Source organism: Streptomyces sp. NPDC043996 (assembly GCF_056435225.1).
The window spans coordinates 905,834-923,827 of the sequence record NZ_JBWKEY010000001.1 but is presented as its reverse complement, the minus strand read 5'-3'; the positions used below and the strand labels follow the sequence as shown (position 1 = coordinate 923,827).

Sequence of the window (17,994 nt, the reverse complement as noted above, 5' to 3'; positions counted from 1 at the left end):
GCGCGGGGCGACAGCGCCTCCGAAGGGGCGCGGGGAACTGCGCGCCCAGCCACAATGCACCCGCAGCCGACACACCGACCTCCAGGACCCAAAACGAAGGCAAGGGAAAGGGCCGCCGCTCCAGAAGTGGAGCGGCGGCCCTTTCACCTGGTCAAGCTCAGAGCACTCGTACGGCCCCGGTGGCCGGGTAGCCAGACAGGTCCTGGATCACGACACCCTTGCTCGGGTTCGCGGCGTCCAGGTACTGGCCGTTACCGATGTACACACCCACGTGGTACGCCGATCCGGCGGCGCCCCAGTACAGGATGTCGCCCACCTGGAGGTTGGAGAGCGAGACGGGGGTGCCGACCGTCGACTGCGCCTGTGAGACGCGCGGCAGGTCGACGTTGGCCTGCTTGAAGGCGGCCTGGACGAGGCTGGAGCAGTCCCACGCGTTGGGGCCCGATGCGCCCATCACATAGGCGTCGCCCAGCTGGGCCTTCAGGAAGCTGATGACGGCGGACACGCTGCCGCTGGCGGGCGGCGTGGCGATGTCGGAGGCGGAGGAGCCGCCGCCGGAGCCGCCGGAGGGCGCGGAGTTGGTGCTGAGCGACGTGCGCTCGGTGGACCGCGCGGCGCGCTCCTGCGCGGCCTTGCGCTTGGCCTCGGCGTCCGCCTCGGCCTTGGCCTTGGCCTTCTTCTCGGCCTCCGCCTTCTTCTCGGCGGACTTCTGGTCCTTGGTGGCCTGCTTGGCGGCCTTCACGGCGGCCGCTTCCTGCTGGGCGCGCGCCTCGTAGCTGTCGGCGGTCTGCTGGGTGGCATCCGCGGACTGAGCGATCTGGGCGGACAGATCGGCCGTAAGGGTCGGCATCTCGATCGTCTCGGTCACCGGCTCGGCGGCATTCGCCGTACCAGCGGCGCCGGCCACTGCCAGGGTGCTGAAGACGCCACCGGCAACTCCTGCGCGCAGAGCCATCTTCGACGCGCTGCGGCGGGGCTTCCGGTGGCTGGGTATGTGAGCGGTGTGGGACATGAGAACAACCGCTATCAGGGACACACGGTTCCCTTCAAGAAACGTGTGCTGCGCCACAGTTGCCCGTGGCGAGGCTGAATCCCGGGCGTGTCGCTTCTTATTGACGCCGTAACGGGCAATGCGGACAGGTGCGATCACGCCTGTGATCATGGGTTTTCCGCGTTACGTCCGAAATGCCCATGGACTAACACGCGTTGAACCGGTTGGCCAAGCCCGGTTGTTCGGTGCGGGGTTCGGATGTGGCACAGGTCACTTCCCCGTCCGCCCGGCGTCGCGCCGAGACCTGACTGAGACCTTCCCGAGATCTGGCGTACGCCGACGCGCGGACCGCCGGGCGTGTCGGCATGTGAGCCGACGGGAACGCCCGTGCGCGGCTTCGGTGGGGGACTCGTGAATCCCCGCACGCATCGGGCCCCCGTCCGCACCGCCCCGGGTGCGTCCACTCCCGTCCGCGCCACTCCCGCCAACGGGTGAACGCGACCCTCTATCAAGTGATCACGTCCAGCGCCAATTTGCCTGTAGTGACCATCGCTTGATAGTGCAACCCCGCGTCGACCAGGCCCGATGGGGCAAGTTGTCACCTCTGGTGATCACTCAGGTGCTTCGCGTACGAAGATCACCGCTCATCCGACTTCATGATCCTTCGTCAGGTGGTGGAGATCACAAAGGCGTTGTCGTACCCCGTGTCGCAGATCACAGACCGGCGGGCATAAGATGCGGGGCAGTTGGGCTTGTGACCTGCTTCACATGTAAGCGATCTTCGAGGGCTCCGAGGGCCTCGTGGCGCGCGGACGGCCGGAGCGGCGAGCGGGCCCGACGCAACCGCCAGCAGTCAGTGCCGACTGAGAGGAGCGAGGAGCGGTGAACGCGTATGCGCCCATCCTCGTACTGGGAGCCCTCGGGGCAGGCTTTGCGATCTTCTCCGTGGTCATGGCCACGCTTATCGGTCCAAAGCGGTACAACCGCGCGAAGCTCGAGGCCTATGAGTGCGGCATCGAGCCGACCCCCACGCCGGCCGGCGGCGGGCGCTTCCCCATCAAGTACTACCTGACGGCGATGCTCTTCATCGTCTTCGACATCGAGATCGTCTTCCTCTATCCCTGGGCCGTCACCTTCGACGCCCTGGGGATCTTCGGGCTCGTGGAGATGCTGCTCTTCGTGCTCACCGTCTTCGTCGCGTACGCGTACGTCTGGCGGCGCGGCGGCCTGGAATGGGACTGAGGAGCCACTGAGCATGGGACTCGAAGAGAAACTGCCGAGCGGATTCCTGCTGACCACCGTCGAGCAGGCCGCGGGCTGGGTGCGCAAGTCATCCGTCTTTCCCGCCACGTTCGGCCTCGCGTGCTGCGCCATCGAGATGATGACGACCGGCGCCGGGCGGTACGACCTGGCGCGCTTCGGCATGGAGGTCTTCCGCGGCTCGCCGCGGCAGGCGGACCTGATGATCGTCGCCGGGCGCGTCAGCCAGAAGATGGCGCCCGTCCTGCGCCAGGTCTACGACCAGATGCCGAACCCCAAGTGGGTGATCTCCATGGGGGTCTGCGCATCGTCCGGCGGGATGTTCAACAACTACGCGATCGTCCAGGGCGTCGACCACGTCGTCCCCGTCGACATCTATCTGCCCGGCTGTCCGCCCCGGCCCGAGATGCTGATGGACGCGATCCTCAAGCTGCACCAGAAGATCCAGGGCTCCAAGCTCGGTGTGAACGCGGAGGAAGCGGCCCGCGAGGCGGAGGAAGCGGCCCTGAAGGCGCTCCCCACCATCGAGATGAAGGGGCTGCTGCGGTGAGCGACCAGCACCAGAACGGCACCGGCGTCCCCGCCCCGCGCGACACCTCCGGCGAGGTCATCGGCGTCCGCAGGGGCATGTTCGGCGCCGACGACGGCGGCGACACCTCCGGCTACGGCGGGCTCGTCCGCACCGTCACGCTGCCCGGCGCCTCCGCGCGCCCCTACGGCGGCTGGTTCGACGAGGTCGCCGACGAGCTCGAAGGGGCCCTCGAGGAGCAGGGCCTGGTCGTCGAGAACGCCATCGAGAAGACGGTCGTCGACCGCGGCGAGCTCACCTTCCACATCGCGCGCGAGCACCTCGTCAGGGTGGCCCAGACCCTGCGCGACGACCCCGCGCTGCGCTTCGAGCTGTGCACCGGGGTCTCCGGAACGCACTTCCCCGGCGACAAGGGCCGCGAGCTGCACGCCGTCTACCACCTGCGCTCGCTCACCCACAACCGCCTGATCCGCCTGGAGGTCAGCGCCCCGGACGCCGATCCGCACGTCCCGTCCCTCGTCGCCGTCTATCCGACGAACGACTGGCACGAGCGCGAGACGTACGACTTCTTCGGCCTGGTCTTCGACGGCCATCCAGCCTTGACGCGGATCATGATGCCGGACGACTGGCAGGGCTTCCCGCAGCGCAAGGACTACCCCCTCGGCGGCATCCCCGTCGAGTACAAGGGCGCCCAGATCCCGGCTCCGGACCAGCGGAGGTCGTACTCATGAACACGCAGTCAGCTTCCGCGCGCGAAACAACGGAAGGCCACGAGACCGCGGCAGGCCGCGAGACCACGGAAGGCACCGTCTACACGGTCACCGGCGGCGACTGGGACGAGGTCGCCAAGGCCGCGGTCGAGGCCGACGACGAGCGCATCGTCGTCAACATGGGCCCCCAGCACCCCTCCACGCACGGCGTGCTCCGGCTCATCCTGGAGATCGAGGGCGAGACGGTCTCCGAGGCCCGCTGCGGCATCGGCTACCTCCACACGGGCATCGAGAAGAACCTCGAATACCGCACCTGGACCCAGGGCACCACGTTCGTCACGCGCATGGACTATCTGACGCCGTTCTTCAACGAGACGGCGTACTGCCTGGGCGTGGAGAAGCTCCTCGGCATCGAGGACGACATCCCCGACCGCGCCTCGATCATCCGCGTGCTCCTGATGGAGCTGAACCGGATGTCCTCCCACCTGGTGTGCATCGCCACCGGCGGCATGGAACTCGGCGCCACCACGATCATGATCTACGGCTTCCGCGATCGTGAACTCATTCTCGACATCTACGAGCTGATCACCGGCCTGCGCATGAACCACGCGTACGTCCGGCCGGGCGGACTCGCCCAGGACCTGCCGCCCGGCGCGGTGGACCAGATCCGCGAGTTCGTGAAGAAGATGAAGAAGAACCTCCCGGAGTACGACAAGCTCGCCACCGGGAACCCCATCTTCAAGGCCCGCATGCAGGACGTCGGCTACCTCGACCTGACCGGCTGCATGGCCCTCGGCGCCACCGGGCCCGTCCTGCGCTCCGCGGGCCTCCCGCACGACCTGCGCAAGACACAGCCCTACTGCGGCTACGAGACCTACGACTTCGAGGTGCCGACCGCCGACACCTGCGACTCCTACGGGCGCTTCCTGATCCGCCTGGAGGAGATGCGCCAGTCGCTGGCCATCGTCGAGCAGTGCCTGGACCGGCTGCGGCCGGGCCCGGTCATGGTCGCCGACAAGAAGATCGCCTGGCCCGCCCAGCTCGCCCTCGGCCCGGACGGCCTCGGCAACTCGCTCGACCACATCAAGAAGATCATGGGCACCTCCATGGAGGCCCTGATCCACCACTTCAAGCTGGTGACGGAGGGCTTCCGGGTGCCGCCGGGACAGGCCTACACCGCCGTGGAGTCACCCAAGGGCGAACTCGGCGTGCACATCGTCTCCGACGGGGGCACCCGCCCCTACCGGGTCCACTTCCGCGACCCGTCCTTCACCAATCTGCAAGCCATGGCGGCGATGTGCGAGGGCGGCCAGGTCGCCGACGTCATCGTCGCCGTCGCGTCCATCGACCCCGTGATGGGAGGCGTCGACCGGTGACAGACGTATCGCCGACGAGCCTGGGCATGCCCCAACTCCCCGCCCCCGACTACCCGGCCGACGTACGGGCCCGGCTCGAAGCGGACGCCAAGGAGGTCATCGCCCGCTACCCGGACTCCCGCTCCGCGCTGCTCCCGCTGCTGCACCTGGTGCAGTCACAGGAGGGCCACGTCACCCGCACCGGGATGCGGTTCTGCGCGGAGGTGCTCGGCCTGACCACCGCGGAGGTCACCGCCGTCGCGACCTTCTACTCCATGTACCGGCGGGGGCCCTCCGGCGACTACCAGGTCGGCGTGTGCACCAACACGCTCTGCGCGGTCATGGGCGGCGACGCCATCTTCGAGGCGCTCCAGGAGCACCTGGGCGTCGGCAACGGCGAGACCACCGCCGACGGCAAGGTCACGCTCGAACACATCGAGTGCAACGCCGCCTGCGACTTCGCGCCCGTGGTGATGGTCAACTGGGAGTTCTTCGACAACCAGACCCCGGCGAGCGCCCGGCGCCTGGTCGACGACCTGCGCGCGGGAGCCCGGGTCGAACCGACCCGCGGCGCCCCCCTGTGCACGTTCAAGGAGACGGCCCGCATCCTCGCGGGCTTCCCGGACGAGCGCCCCGGAGCCGTCGAGGCCACCGGCGGCGCGGGCCCCGCGTCCCTGATCGGACTGCGCCTGGCCAAGGGCGAGACGCCCCCCGCGCGCGTGGTCCATCCGCGCACGGGCGGACCGGAGGGCGCACAGCCGCACGATCCGTCGCCCAGCGAGCACCTGAGCTCGCACGACGCGCCGCGTAAGACCTCGGCATCGGACCCCGCGCACCCCGCGGGCCCGGTCGGCGAGGACCGCGAGGAGGGGAAGTGATGACCGTGGCAGCCGAGATCAACGAGACCAGCCCCGAGAAGCTGCTCGCCCCGGTCCTCTCGGCCTTCTGGGACCAGGAGAAGTCCTGGACCCTGGACGTCTACCGGAGGCACGACGGCTACGAGGGCCTGCGCAAGGCCCTCGCGATGGCACCGGACGACCTCATCGCCTATGTGAAGGACTCCGGACTGCGCGGCCGCGGCGGCGCCGGCTTCCCCACCGGGATGAAGTGGCAGTTCATTCCGCAGGGCGACGGCAAACCGCACTATCTAGTTGTCAACGCCGACGAATCGGAGCCGGGGACCTGCAAGGACATCCCACTCCTCTTCGCGAACCCGCATTCCCTCATCGAGGGCATCGTGATCGCCTGCTACGCGATCCGTTCGTCGCATGCCTTCATCTATCTGCGGGGCGAGGTCGTCCCCGTGCTGCGGCGGCTGCACGAGGCCGTGCGCGAGGCGTACGCGGCGGGCTACCTCGGCAAGGACGTCCTGGGCAGCGGACTCGACCTCGAACTCACCGTGCACGCGGGCGCGGGCGCGTACATCTGCGGTGAGGAGACCGCGCTGCTCGACTCCCTCGAAGGCCGCCGCGGTCAGCCGCGACTGCGTCCCCCCTTCCCTGCCGTCGCGGGCCTCTACGCGTGCCCCACTGTTGTCAACAACGTCGAGTCCATCGCGTCGGTTCCCGCGATCCTGCATCGGGGGAAAGACTGGTTCAAATCGATGGGAAGCGAGAAGTCGCCCGGCTTCACGCTGTATTCGCTCAGCGGACACGTCGCCGGGCCCGGCCAGTACGAGGCGCCGCTCGGCATCACGCTGCGCCAACTGCTCGACATGAGCGGCGGCATGCGGCCAGGGCACCGGCTCAAGTTCTGGACGCCGGGCGGCTCTTCGACGCCGATGTTCACCGACGAGCACCTCGACGTGCCCCTTGACTACGAGGGCGTCGGCGCCGCCGGATCCATGCTCGGCACCAAGGCCCTGCAGTGCTTCGACGAGACGACCTGCGTGGTGCGGGCCGTCACCCGCTGGACCGAGTTCTACGCCCACGAGTCCTGCGGAAAGTGCACGCCCTGCCGCGAAGGCACGTACTGGCTCGTGCAGTTGCTGCGCGACATCGAGGCGGGCAAGGGCGTCATGGCCGACCTCGACAAGCTGAACGACATCGCCGACAACATCAACGGCAAGTCCTTCTGCGCCCTCGGCGACGGCGCGGCCTCGCCGATCTTCTCCTCGCTGCAGTACTTCCGCGAGGAGTACGAGCAGCACATCACAGGACGGGGCTGCCCCTTCGACCCCGCCAAGTCCACCCTCTGGGCCGACAAGCCCATGGCGAACACGGAGGTGAACGCATGACAGTGACCACTAGTAGCGCTCCCTCCGGGGGCGGCGAGGCGCCGGTCCCGCCGGCGGACCTGGTCACGCTGACCATCGACGGCGCCGAGATCAGCGTCCCCAAGGGGACCCTGGTGATCCGCGCCGCCGAACTCCTCGGCATCGAGATCCCGCGCTTCTGCGACCACCCGCTGCTCGACCCCGCGGGCGCCTGCCGCCAGTGCATCGTCGAGGTCGAGGGCCAGCGCAAGCCGATGGCGTCCTGCACCATCACCTGCACCGACGGCATGGTGGTGAAGTCGCAGCTGACGTCGCCGGTCGCCGAGAAGGCGCAGCGCGGCGTGATGGAGCTGCTTCTCATCAACCACCCGCTGGACTGCCCGGTGTGCGACAAGGGCGGCGAGTGCCCGCTGCAGAACCAGGCGATGCAGGTCGGCGATCCGGACACGCGCTTCGAGGGAAAGAAGCGCACGTACGAGAAGCCGGTGCCGATCTCCACGCAGGTGCTCCTCGACCGCGAGCGGTGCGTGCTGTGCGCGCGCTGCACGCGCTTCTCGAACCAGATCGCGGGCGACCCGATGATCGAGCTGGTCGAGCGCGGCGCGCTCCAGCAGGTCGGCACGGGCGAGGGCGACCCCTTCCAGTCGTACTTCTCCGGGAACACCATCCAGATCTGCCCGGTGGGAGCACTCACGTCACACGCCTACCGCTTCCGCTCGCGCCCCTTCGACCTGGTGTCGTCGCCGTCGGTGTGCGAGCACTGCGCGGGCGGCTGCGCGACCCGCACCGACCACCGGCGCGGCAAGGTCATGCGCCGCCTCGCGCAGGACGAGCCCGAGGTCAACGAGGAGTGGATCTGCGACAAGGGGCGCTTCGCGTTCCGGTACGCGCAGAAGGCGGACCGCCTGACCACGCCCCTGGTGCGCGGCGCGGAGTCGGGCGTGCTCGAACCGGCCAGCTGGCCCGAGGCGTTGGAGGCGGCCGCCAAGGGCCTCGCCGCCGCGCGCGGACGCGCTGGGGTGCTGACCGGTGGGCGCCTCACCCTGGAGGACGCCTACGCCTACAGCAAGTACGCGCGCGTGGCGCTCGACACCAACGACATCGACTTCCGCGCGCGGGCGCACTCCAGCGAGGAGGCCGACTTCCTGGCGGCGCGGGTCGCCGGGCGTGGCCGTGACCTCGACGGGACCGGCGTCACGTACGCCGCCCTGGAGCAGGCGCCCGCGGTGCTGCTCGTCGGCATCGAGGCCGAGGAGGAGGCGCCCGGCGTCTTCCTGCGGCTGCGCAAGGCCTCGCGCAAGCACGGCCAGCGCACGTTCGGCGTCGCCACCCACGCCACCCGCGGCCTGGAGAAGGCGGGCGGCACGCTGCTGCCCGCCGCGCCGGGCACGGAGACCGAGTGGCTGGACGCGCTCGCCGCCGGGGTCGGCCTGGAGGACGACGGGGCCAGGGCCGCTGAGGCGCTGCGGGCCGAGGGCGCCGTCATCGTCGTCGGCGAGCGCCTCGCGACGGTGCCCGGCGCGCTCACCGCCGCCGTACGGGCCGCGTCCGCGACGGGCGCGGGTCTGGTGTGGATGCCGCGCCGCGCGGGCGAGCGCGGTGCCCTCGAGGCGGGCGCGCTGCCGTCGCTGCTGCCGGGCGGCCGCCCCGCGACCGACCCGCGCGCGCGGGAGGAGGTCGCCGCCGCCTGGCACCTGGCCGAACTGCCGCACCGCTACGGCCGCGATACCGGCCAGATCATCGAGGCCGCCGCGACCGGCGAGCTCGGTGCGCTCCTTGTCGCGGGCGTCGAGGTCGGGGACCTGCCCGACCCGGCACGCGCGCGTGAGGCGCTGGCCGCGGTCGGCTTCCTGGTCAGTCTGGAGCTGAGGCCGAGCGAGGTGACCGAGCACGCCGACGTGGTCCTGCCGGTGGCCGCGGTCGCCGAGAAGCCGGGCTCCTTCCTCAACTGGGAGGGCAGGGCCCGGCTTTTCGACGCGGCGCTCAAGCCCGACCAGATGACGCGCCGCCTGGCGCCCACCGACGCGCGCGTCCTGCACATGCTGGCCGACGCGGGCGACGTCCACCTGGGCCTGCCCGACCTGCTGACGCTCCGGCGCGAGCTGGACCGGCTCGGCGGCTGGGACGGACCCCGCGCGACCGAGCCCCTGGAGACGGCGGCTTCCCTGCCGCGGCCCGCCTCCGGAGAGGCCGTGCTCGCCGGGCACCGGCTGCTGCTCGACCAGGGCCGCCTCCAGGAGGGCGACGACGCGCTCGCCGGGACGCGGCACGCCGCCCACGCGCGCGTGTCGGCCGCCACCGCGGCCGAGGCGGGCGTCAAGGACGGCGACGCCCTGGCGGTCTCCGGCCCCCGGGGCGTGACCACGCTTCCGCTGCGGGTCACGGAGATGCCCGACCGGGTGGTCTGGCTGCCCCTGAACTCGACCGGGGGAGGCGTCACTTCGGACACCGGCGCCCGGCCCGGCGACCTCGTCCGCATCGGCCCGGCCGCCCCGCCGGAGCCCTCTGAGGCCACGGAGGTGACGTCGTGACACCGTTCGCCGCAGCCCAGAGCGCGGTGCCGTTCGCGGCGGAGGACCTGTCCATGTTCGGCCGGGACCCGTGGTGGCTGGTCGCCGTCAAGGCGGTCTTCTGCTTCGCGTTCCTGATGCTGACCGTGCTGTTCTCCATCGTCTGGGAGCGCAAGGTCGTCGCCTGGATGCAGCTGCGCATCGGCCCCAACCGCCACGGCCCCTGGGGCCTCCTCCAGTCCCTCGCGGACGGCATCAAGCTGATGCTCAAGGAGGACCTGATCGTCAAGCGCGCGGACAAGGTCGTCTATATCCTCGCGCCGATCGTGGCCGCCATCCCCGCGTTCATGGCGATCGCGGTGATCCCCTTCGGGCCCGCGGGCAACGAGGTCTCGATCTTCGGCCACCGCACCACGATGCAGCTCACCGACCTGCCGATCGCGATGCTCTACATCCTCGCGGTCGCCTCGGTCGGCATCTACGGCATCGTCCTGGCGGGCTGGAGTTCCGGTTCGACGTACCCGCTGCTCGGCGGTCTGCGCTCGTGCGCGCAGATGATCTCGTACGAGATCGCGATGGGCGCCGCGTTCGCCTCGGTGTTCCTGTACTCCGGTTCGATGTCGACGTCGGCGATCGTGGAGGCGCAGCAGGAGCGCTGGTACGTGCTGCTCCTGCCGGTGTCGTTCCTGATCTACATCGTGACGATGATCGGCGAGACCAACCGGGCGCCGTTCGACATGCCGGAGTCCGAGGGCGACCTCGTCGGCGGCTTCAACACCGAGTACTCGTCGATCAAGTTCGCGATGTTCATGCTCGCCGAGTACGTCAACATGGTGACCGTCTCGGCCGTGTCGGTGACGCTCTTCCTCGGTGGCTGGCGGGCTCCCTGGCCGGTCAGCACCTTCTGGGAGGGCGCGAACCACGGCTGGTGGCCGATGGCCTGGTTCGTGCTCAAGGTGCAGCTGCTGCTGTTCTTCTTCATCTGGCTGCGCGGCACGCTCCCGCGCGTGCGCTACGACCAGCTGATGAAGCTCGGCTGGAAGGTCCTCATCCCGGTGTCGGTGGTCTGGCTGATGCTCGTCGCCACCGTCCGCGCGCTGCGCAACGAGGACTACGACTTCGCCGGGATCGCGCTCTACGTAGGCGGGGGCGTCCTGGCGCTCCTGGTCCTCTCCTTCATCGCGGACTTCTTCCGCGACCAGCGGGACAGGCGGGAGGCACAGGGCGCGGCCGACGCCGAGGAGACCGCCGAATCCGCCGCCTTCGACCCGATGGCCGGTGGCTTCCCGGTGCCGCCGCTGCCCGGACAGACCCTGCCGCCCGTACCGCGCCGACGCCCGCGCCACGAGCGGGAGTTGATTGTCAGTGGTGGCCCCGATACTCAAAGTGACGGAAAGGAGGCGTCCGATGGCTGAGCAGTCGAACCAGCCCGAGCGGCCGGAGCGCGGGCGGCTGCCCGCGCAGCCCCAGGGCTCGGATCCGCACGCGGCGAACCAATCGGATCAGGGGTTCCAGAACCCCGTCGCGGGCTTCGGCGTGACCTTCAAGGCCATGTTCAAGAAGCGGCTGACCGAGCAGTATCCGGAGCAGCAGAAGACCACCGCTCCCCGTTTCCACGGCAGGCACCAGCTCAACCGCCATCCGGACGGCCTGGAGAAGTGCGTCGGCTGCGAGCTGTGTGCCTGGGCCTGCCCGGCGGACGCCATCTATGTGGAGGGCGCGGACAACACCGAAGAAGAGCGCTACTCCCCGGGCGAGCGGTACGGGCGGGTCTACCAGATCAACTACGCCCGCTGCATCCTGTGCGGCCTGTGCATCGAGGCGTGCCCCACGCGCGCGTTGACGATGACGAACGAGTTCGAGCTCGCCGACAGCAGCCGCGAGAGCCTCATCTACACCAAGGAGCAGCTGCTCGCGGGCCTCGAAGAGGGCATGGTCGACAGCCCGCACGCGATCCACCCGGGCACGGACGAGGGCGACTACTACCGCGGTCTGGTGACGCGGGCCGCCCCCGGCACGGAGCGCCAGGTGGCCGTCTCCCAGGGCGAGCGGCCCGCGGAGGCGGCCCCGGCCCCCGGGGGCGAGGGGGTGGACGCATGAGCGCCGTCGCGGCGTACACCACCTCCACGGGCGAGGCCGTCCAGTTCTGGGTGCTCGGCACGGTCGCCGTCATCGGCGCGCTGTGCACGATCCTCATGAAGAAGGCGGTCCACAGCGCCCTGTGCCTGGCCGGGACCATGATCATCCTGGCGGTGTTCTACCTGGCCAACGGCGCCTACTTCCTCGGCGTCGTCCAGATCGTCGTCTACACCGGCGCGATCATGATGCTGTTCCTCTTCGTCGTCATGCTCGTCGGCGTCACCGCCGCCGACTCCCTGACGGAGACCATCAAGGGGCAGCGCTGGCTCGCGCTCCTGTGCGGCCTCGGCTTCTCCATCCTGCTGTTCGCGGGCATCGGCAACGCCTCCGTGAAGGACTTCAACGGCATCGGCAAGGCCAACGAGGGCGGCAACGTGGAGGGTCTGGCCACCCTCATCTTCACGAAGTACGTCTTCGCCTTCGAGATCACCGGCGCCCTGCTGATCACGGCGACCGTCGGCGCGATGGTGCTCACCCACCGCGAGCGCACCGAGCGCGCCAAGACCCAGCGCGAGCGCGCCGAGGAGCGCGTGCGCGAGGGCAAGCACCTGCCGCCGCTCCCGGCCCCGGGTGTGTACGCCCGGCACAACGCCGTGGACATCCCGGGCCTGCTCCCGGACGGCACGCCGGCGGAGCTCACGGTCAACAGGACGCTGCGCGAGCGCGGCCAGATCCGTGACGTGTCCAACGAGGCCCTGGACGACCTGCGCGCCCTGGAGCAGCGCTCCGCCGACCGCCTGGAGCGTCCGGACCCGCGCCGCACCGACACCGCGCGCGCGGACGGCGGCGAGCGGGCCGGGCAGACCGAGGAGGCGTCGAAGTGAATCCGGTCAACTACCTGTACCTGGCGGCCCTGCTGTTCGCCATCGGCGCCACGGGCGTACTGATCAGGCGGAACGCGATCGTCGTCTTCATGTGCGTCGAGTTGATGCTGAACGCCTGCAACCTCGCGTTCGTGGCGTTCTCCCGGCTGCACGGCAACCTGGACGGCCAGATCATCGCCTTCTTCACGATGGTCGTCGCGGCGGCCGAGGTCGTGGTCGGGCTCGCGATCATCGTGTCGCTGTTCCGCTCCCGCCATTCGGCTTCGGTCGACGACGCCAGCCTGATGAAGCTCTGAGGGGTCGCTGAATCGTGGAGAAACTGATTGCGCTGCTCATCGCGGCGCCCCTGCTCGGAGCGGCCGTCCTGCTGTGCGGCGGGCGCGCGCTCGACCGCGTGGGCCACTGGCTCGGCACCCTCCTCTCGGCCGCGTCCTTCGCCTTCGCGGTGGTGCTCTTCGCCGACATGCTCGGCAAGGGCGCCGAGGAACGGTCGCTGCGCCAGCACCTGTTCAGCTGGATCCCGGTCGAGGGCTTCAAGGCGGACGTCGCCTTCCAGCTCGACCAGCTGTCGATGACGTTCGTCCTGCTGATCTCCGGCGTGGGCACGCTGATCCACCTGTACTCGGTCGGGTACATGGAGCACGACGAGCGCCGCCGCCGCTTCTTCGGCTATCTGAACCTGTTCCTCGCGGCGATGCTCCTGCTCGTGCTCGCCGACAACTACCTGCTCCTGTACGTCGGCTGGGAGGGCGTCGGCCTCGCCTCGTACCTCCTGATCGGGTTCTGGCAGCACAAGCCCAGCGCGGCCACCGCGGCGAAGAAGGCCTTCCTGGTCAACCGCGTCGGTGACATGGGCCTCTCGATCGCGATCATGCTGATGTTCACCACCTTCGGGTCGTTCGCCTTCGGCGACGTCCTGAAGGCCACGGAGGAGACCAGCGAGGGCAAGCTCACCGCGATCGGCCTGATGCTGCTGCTCGCGGCGTGCGGCAAGTCCGCGCAGGTGCCGCTGCAGTCCTGGCTCGGGGACGCGATGGAGGGCCCCACGCCCGTGTCGGCCCTGATCCACGCGGCGACGATGGTGACCGCGGGCGTGTATCTGATCGTGCGCTCCGGGGAGATCTTCAACGCCGCGCCGGACGCGCAGCTGGCCGTGACCGTCGTGGGCGCGGTGACGCTGCTCTTCGGTGCGATCGTCGGTTGCGCGAAGGACGACATCAAGAAGGCGCTCGCGGGCTCCACGATGTCGCAGATCGGGTACATGATCCTGGCCGCGGGCCTCGGCCCGATCGGCTATGTCTTCGCGATCATGCACCTGGTGACGCACGGCTTCTTCAAGGCCGGGCTCTTCCTCGGCGCCGGTTCGGTCATGCACGGCATGAACGACGAGGTGGACATGAGGAAGTACGGGGGCCTCAGGAAGTACATGCCGGTGACGTTCGTGACCTTCGGGCTCGGCTATCTGGCCATCATCGGCTTCCCCGGCCTGTCCGGCTTCTTCTCCAAGGACAAGATCATCGAGGCGGCGTTCGCCAAGGGCGGCACGCAGGGCTGGATCCTCGGCTCGGTGGCGCTGCTCGGCGCGGCCATCACGGCGTACTACATGACGCGCGTGATGCTGTTGACCTTCTTCGGAGAGAAGCGCTGGCAGCCGGACGCGGACGGCAAGCAGCCGCATCCGCACGAGTCGCCCAAGTCCATGACGATCCCGATGATCCTGCTGGCCTTCGGTTCGGTGTTCGCCGGTGGCTTCTTCAGCATCGGCGACCGCTTCACGCACTGGCTGGAGCCGGTCACCCACCACGACCACGGCGACTCCCCGCTGAGCGCCGCCACGGTCACGGGCGCCACGATGGTGGTCCTGGTCATCGGCGTCACCCTGGCCTGGCTCCAGTACGGCCGCAGGCCGGTCCCCGTGGTCGCCCCGCGCGGCTCGCTGCTCACCCGCGCGGCCCGCCGCGATCTGCTCCAGGACGACTTCAACCACGTGGTCCTGGTGCGCGGCGGCGAGCACCTCACCCGCTCCCTGGTGTACGTCGACCACACCCTGGTCGACGGCGTGGTCAACGGAACGGCGGCCTCCGTCGGCGGACTCTCCGGGCGGCTTCGCAAGATCCAGAACGGCTACGCCCGTAGCTACGCGGTCTCGATGTTCGGCGGCGCGGCGATCCTCATCGCCGCGACGCTGCTGATGAGGGCGGTCTGATACCGATGTCCTTTCCTCTGCTGACAGCGACGGCCGCGGTGCCCGCGGTGGGCGCGATCGTCACGGCGGCCGTCCCGGCCGCCCAGCGCACCGCCGCCAAATGGCTCGCGCTGTTCTTCTCGCTGGCCACGCTCGCCCTGGCCGTCACGGTCGCGGTCCGCTTCGACCCGGACGGCGACCGGTACCAACTGACCGAGTCGCACTCCTGGATCAAGGACTTCGGGGTGCGCTACGAACTGGGTGTGGACGGCATCGCGGTCTCCTTGATCGCGCTGACCGCCCTGCTGCTGCCCTTCATCATCCTGGCGGGCTGGCACGACGCCGATCCCCTGGAGACGAAGTCCTCGCGCTGGCGGCCGACCCAGGGCTTCTTCGCCCTGATCCTCGCCGTCGAGGCGATGGTGATCATCTCCTTCGAGGCCACCGACGTCTTCCTGTTCTACATCTTCTTCGAAGCCATGCTCATCCCGATGTACTTCCTCATCGGTGGCTTCGGAGACCGCGCCCACGCGGGCAGCGACGAGAACGCCTCGGCGCAGCGCAGCTACGCCGCGGTGAAGTTCCTGCTCTACAACCTGGCCGGCGGTCTGATCATGCTGGCCGCCGTGATCGGGCTCTACGTAGTCGCCGGAAACTTCTCCCTCCAGGAGATCGCCGAAGCGCGCGCCAACGGCTCGCTCGACATGGCGACCAACACCGAACGGCTGCTGTTCCTCGGCTTCTTCTTCGCCTTCGCGGTGAAGGCCCCGCTGTGGCCGCTGCACACCTGGCTGCCGAACGCGATGGGCGAGTCCACGGCCCCGGTCGCCGTCCTGATCACGGCCGTCGTGGACAAGGTCGGCACGTTCGCGATGCTGCGCTTCTGCCTCCAGCTGTTCCCGGAGGCCTCGAAGTGGGCGACGCCGGTGATCCTGGTCCTGGCGCTCATCAGCATCATCTACGGCGCGCTGCTCGCCGTCGGCCAGCGCGACATCAAGCGCCTGGTGGCGTACGCGTCGATCTCGCACTTCGGGTTCATCGTCCTCGGTATCTTCGCGATGACGTCCCAGGGGCAGTCGGGCGCCACGCTCTACATGGTCAACCACGGCCTGTCGACGGCCGCCCTGATGCTGGTCGCGGGCTTCCTCATCTCCCGCCGCGGCTCGCGTCTGATCGCGGACTACGGGGGAGTGCAGAAGGTCGCCCCTGTGCTCGCGGGCACCTTCCTCATCGGCGGTCTCGCCACGCTCTCGCTGCCGGGACTCGCGCCGTTCGTCAGTGAGTTCCTGGTCCTGGTCGGCGCGTTCGCGCGCTATCCGGCGGTGGGGGTCATCGCCACCGTCGGCATCGTGCTCGCCGCGCTCTACACCCTCGTCCTCTACCAGCGGACGATGACGGGCCCGGTGAGGCCCGAGGTCGCCAAGATGCCCGACCTGCGGGTCAGGGAGCTGGTCGTGGTGGCCCCGCTGATCGCCCTCCTGATCGGCCTCGGCGTCTACCCGAAGCCGCTCACCGACCTGGTGAACCCGGCCGTGGAGCACACCATGTCCGACGTACAGAAGAAGGATCCCAAGCCCGAGGTGGAGGCGGCCAAGTGAGTGCGACAGCCGTCCACAGCCTGTGGACAACGGCGGCCGAGCCGATCGACAAGATCGACGCTCCGAAGATCGAGTACGGCCAGCTGGCGCCGACCCTGATCATCATCGGTGCCGCCGTCATCGGAGTGCTCATCGAAGCCTTCGTACCGCGCAAGTTCCGTTACTACGCCCAGCTGTTCGTGTCCGTCGTCGCGCTCACCGCCGCCTTCGCCGCGGTCGTGGCGCTCGCCGCCGGGGACTACGGCACCACGAAGGCCCGCATCGCCGCCATGGGTGCGATCGCGGTCGACGGACCCGCGCTCTTCCTGCAGGGCACGATCCTGCTCGTGGGCCTGGTCTCGATCTTCACCTTCGCCGAGCGGCGCCTGGACCCGGCCGCGCACGGCAACCGCGTCGACTCCTTCGTGGCGCAGGCCGGGGCCGTGCCCGGCGGCGCGGGCGAACAGGCCGCCGTGAAGGCCGGGTTCACCACCACCGAGGTGTTCCCGCTCGCGCTGTTCGCCATCGGCGGCATGCTCGTCTTCCCCGCGGCGAACGACCTCCTGACGCTGTTCATCGCCCTGGAGGTGTTCTCCCTCCCGCTCTATCTGCTCTGCGCGCTCGCCCGCCGCAAGCGCCTCATGTCGCAGGAAGCGGCCGTGAAGTACTTCCTGCTCGGCGCGTTCGCGTCCGCGTTCACGCTGTTCGGCATCGCGCTCCTGTACGGCTACGCGGGCTCGGTGTCGTACGGCACCATCGCGGACGTCGTCGACGGCACCGTCGCGGAGGTCGACCCGGCCCTCGCCAACACCATGGGCAATGACGCGCTGCTCCTGATCGGCGCCGCGATGGTCGTGATGGGCCTGCTGTTCAAGGTGGGCGCGGTGCCGTTCCACATGTGGACGCCGGACGTCTACCAGGGCGCGCCCACGCCGGTCACGGGCTTCATGGCGGCGGCGACGAAGGTGGCCGCGTTCGGCGCCCTGCTCCGGCTGCTCTACGTGGTCCTGCCGGGCCTGCGCTGGGACTGGCGCCCGGTGATGTGGGGCGTCGCGGCGATCACGATGCTGGGCGGCGCGATCGTCGCGATCACCCAGACCGACATCAAGCGGCTCCTCGCGTACTCGTCGATCGCGCACGCGGGCTTCATCCTCGCGGGTGTCATCGCGACCTCGGAGGACGGCGTCTCTTCGGTGCTCTTCTACCTGGGCGCGTACTCGTTCGTGACGATCGGCGCGTTCGCGGTCGTGACCCTGGTGCGGGACGCGGGCGGCGAGGCCACCCATCTGTCGAAGTGGGCGGGGCTCGGCCGCCGCTCGCCCCTGGTCGCCGCCGTCTTCGCGGTGTTCCTGCTCGCCTTCGCCGGCATCCCGCTGACCTCCGGGTTCTCCGGGAAGTTCGCCGTGTTCAAGGCGGCGGCGGAGGGCGGCGCGGGCGCGCTCGTCGTGGTCGGTGTGATCTCGTCGGCGATCGCGGCGTTCTTCTACATCCGGGTCATCGTGCTGATGTTCTTCAGCGAACCGAAGGCGGACGGCCCGTCGGTCGCCGTGCCCTCGCCGCTGACGACGGCGGCGATCGGCGTCGGCGTCGCGGTGACGCTGGTGCTCGGGGTGGCGCCGCAGTACTTCCTCGACCTGGCGGGGCAGGCGGGCGTGTTCGTCCGCTGACCCGGTCGTCCGCGTCCGCGCGCGGGGCCCCG

15 protein-coding genes are annotated in these 17,994 nt (G+C 69.6%); 14 read left to right on the top strand and 1 reads right to left on the bottom strand.

Features of this window, described 5'->3' with window-relative positions; all coding sequences use genetic code 11:
- Positions 1-157: 157 nt before the first annotated feature.
- The gene (locus tag AC07A4_RS04215) at positions 158-1,012 is read right to left on the bottom strand and encodes a C40 family peptidase (RefSeq protein ID WP_478592588.1); all 855 of its coding nucleotides are present in this window, start codon (positions 1,010-1,012) and stop codon (positions 158-160) included.
- Positions 1,013-1,873: 861 nt separating this feature from the next.
- Between AC07A4_RS04215 and AC07A4_RS04210 the strand changes: the two genes are divergently transcribed.
- From AC07A4_RS04210 to nuoN, 14 genes are read left to right on the top strand one after another with little or no spacing between them, the layout of a single operon-like run.
- Positions 1,874-2,233, top strand: a complete 360-nt coding sequence (locus tag AC07A4_RS04210; protein WP_003992243.1) for an NADH-quinone oxidoreductase subunit A — start codon at positions 1,874-1,876, stop codon at positions 2,231-2,233.
- A gap of 13 nt (positions 2,234-2,246) precedes the next feature.
- Positions 2,247-2,801 (top strand): NuoB/complex I 20 kDa subunit family protein, encoded by a 555-nt coding sequence (locus AC07A4_RS04205; RefSeq protein WP_031035164.1) that lies wholly within the window; start codon positions 2,247-2,249, stop codon positions 2,799-2,801.
- Positions 2,798-3,511 (top strand): NADH-quinone oxidoreductase subunit C, encoded by a 714-nt coding sequence (locus AC07A4_RS04200; protein WP_478592585.1) that lies wholly within the window; start codon positions 2,798-2,800, stop codon positions 3,509-3,511. Before AC07A4_RS04205 ends, AC07A4_RS04200 begins: the two co-directional genes overlap by 4 nt.
- The gene (locus AC07A4_RS04195) at positions 3,508-4,866 is read left to right on the top strand and encodes an NADH-quinone oxidoreductase subunit D (protein ID WP_478592582.1); all 1,359 of its coding nucleotides are present in this window, start codon (positions 3,508-3,510) and stop codon (positions 4,864-4,866) included. Before AC07A4_RS04200 ends, AC07A4_RS04195 begins: the two co-directional genes overlap by 4 nt.
- A 26-nt stretch (positions 4,867-4,892) precedes the next feature.
- Entirely contained in the window at positions 4,893-5,723 is an 831-nt protein-coding gene (nuoE, locus tag AC07A4_RS04190) for an NADH-quinone oxidoreductase subunit NuoE (RefSeq protein WP_478592935.1), read from the top strand.
- Entirely contained in the window at positions 5,720-7,081 is a 1,362-nt protein-coding gene (gene nuoF / locus AC07A4_RS04185; protein ID WP_478592579.1) for an NADH-quinone oxidoreductase subunit NuoF, read from the top strand. Before nuoE ends, nuoF begins: the two co-directional genes overlap by 4 nt.
- A complete protein-coding gene (locus tag AC07A4_RS04180) occupies positions 7,078-9,591 on the top strand; it encodes an NADH-quinone oxidoreductase subunit G (protein ID WP_478592576.1) in 2,514 nt (837 codons plus the stop codon). Before nuoF ends, AC07A4_RS04180 begins: the two co-directional genes overlap by 4 nt.
- A 53-nt stretch (positions 9,592-9,644) precedes the next feature.
- Positions 9,645-10,985 carry an NADH-quinone oxidoreductase subunit NuoH gene (gene nuoH, locus AC07A4_RS04175; RefSeq protein WP_478592932.1) on the top strand — a complete coding sequence of 447 codons (1,341 nt, stop codon included), beginning with the start codon at positions 9,645-9,647 and terminating at the stop codon, positions 10,983-10,985.
- Entirely contained in the window at positions 10,978-11,670 is a 693-nt protein-coding gene (gene nuoI / locus AC07A4_RS04170; protein WP_478592574.1) for an NADH-quinone oxidoreductase subunit NuoI, read from the top strand. The genes nuoH and nuoI overlap by 8 nt, the downstream gene beginning before the upstream one ends.
- Positions 11,667-12,533: an NADH-quinone oxidoreductase subunit J gene (locus AC07A4_RS04165; RefSeq protein WP_478592571.1), complete on the top strand. Its 867-nt coding sequence runs from the start codon at positions 11,667-11,669 to the stop codon at positions 12,531-12,533. Before nuoI ends, AC07A4_RS04165 begins: the two co-directional genes overlap by 4 nt.
- Complete coding sequence (gene nuoK / locus AC07A4_RS04160; RefSeq protein ID WP_478592568.1) at positions 12,530-12,829, top strand: NADH-quinone oxidoreductase subunit NuoK; 300 nt, start codon at positions 12,530-12,532, stop codon at positions 12,827-12,829. The genes AC07A4_RS04165 and nuoK overlap by 4 nt, the downstream gene beginning before the upstream one ends.
- Positions 12,830-12,843: 14 nt before the next feature.
- Entirely contained in the window at positions 12,844-14,739 is a 1,896-nt protein-coding gene (nuoL, locus tag AC07A4_RS04155) for an NADH-quinone oxidoreductase subunit L (RefSeq protein ID WP_478592566.1), read from the top strand.
- Positions 14,740-14,744: 5 nt separating this feature from the next.
- On the top strand, positions 14,745-16,316 hold the full coding sequence (locus tag AC07A4_RS04150; protein ID WP_478592563.1) for an NADH-quinone oxidoreductase subunit M: 1,572 nt from the start codon (positions 14,745-14,747) through the stop codon (positions 16,314-16,316).
- Positions 16,313-17,962 (top strand): NADH-quinone oxidoreductase subunit NuoN, encoded by a 1,650-nt coding sequence (gene nuoN, locus AC07A4_RS04145; protein ID WP_478592561.1) that lies wholly within the window; start codon positions 16,313-16,315, stop codon positions 17,960-17,962. The genes AC07A4_RS04150 and nuoN overlap by 4 nt, the downstream gene beginning before the upstream one ends.
- The last annotated feature ends 32 nt before the right edge of the window (positions 17,963-17,994 follow it).

What these genes read in the sequence shown, in the direction of transcription:
- AC07A4_RS04215 (WP_478592588.1), bottom strand. Translation starts at nt 1,012, where the DNA reads ATGTCCCACACCGCTCACATACCCAGCCACCGGAAGCCCCGCCGCAGC.
- AC07A4_RS04205 (WP_031035164.1), top strand. Translation starts at nt 2,247, where the DNA reads ATGGGACTCGAAGAGAAACTGCCGAGCGGATTCCTGCTGACCACCGTC.
- AC07A4_RS04195 (WP_478592582.1), top strand. Translation starts at nt 3,508, where the DNA reads ATGAACACGCAGTCAGCTTCCGCGCGCGAAACAACGGAAGGCCACGAG.
- nuoE (WP_478592935.1), top strand. Translation starts at nt 4,893, where the DNA reads ATGCCCCAACTCCCCGCCCCCGACTACCCGGCCGACGTACGGGCCCGG.
- AC07A4_RS04180 (WP_478592576.1), top strand. Translation starts at nt 7,078, where the DNA reads ATGACAGTGACCACTAGTAGCGCTCCCTCCGGGGGCGGCGAGGCGCCG.
- nuoH (WP_478592932.1), top strand. Translation starts at nt 9,645, where the DNA reads ATGTTCGGCCGGGACCCGTGGTGGCTGGTCGCCGTCAAGGCGGTCTTC.
- nuoI (WP_478592574.1), top strand. Translation starts at nt 10,978, where the DNA reads ATGGCTGAGCAGTCGAACCAGCCCGAGCGGCCGGAGCGCGGGCGGCTG.
- AC07A4_RS04165 (WP_478592571.1), top strand. Translation starts at nt 11,667, where the DNA reads ATGAGCGCCGTCGCGGCGTACACCACCTCCACGGGCGAGGCCGTCCAG.
- AC07A4_RS04150 (WP_478592563.1), top strand. Translation starts at nt 14,745, where the DNA reads ATGTCCTTTCCTCTGCTGACAGCGACGGCCGCGGTGCCCGCGGTGGGC.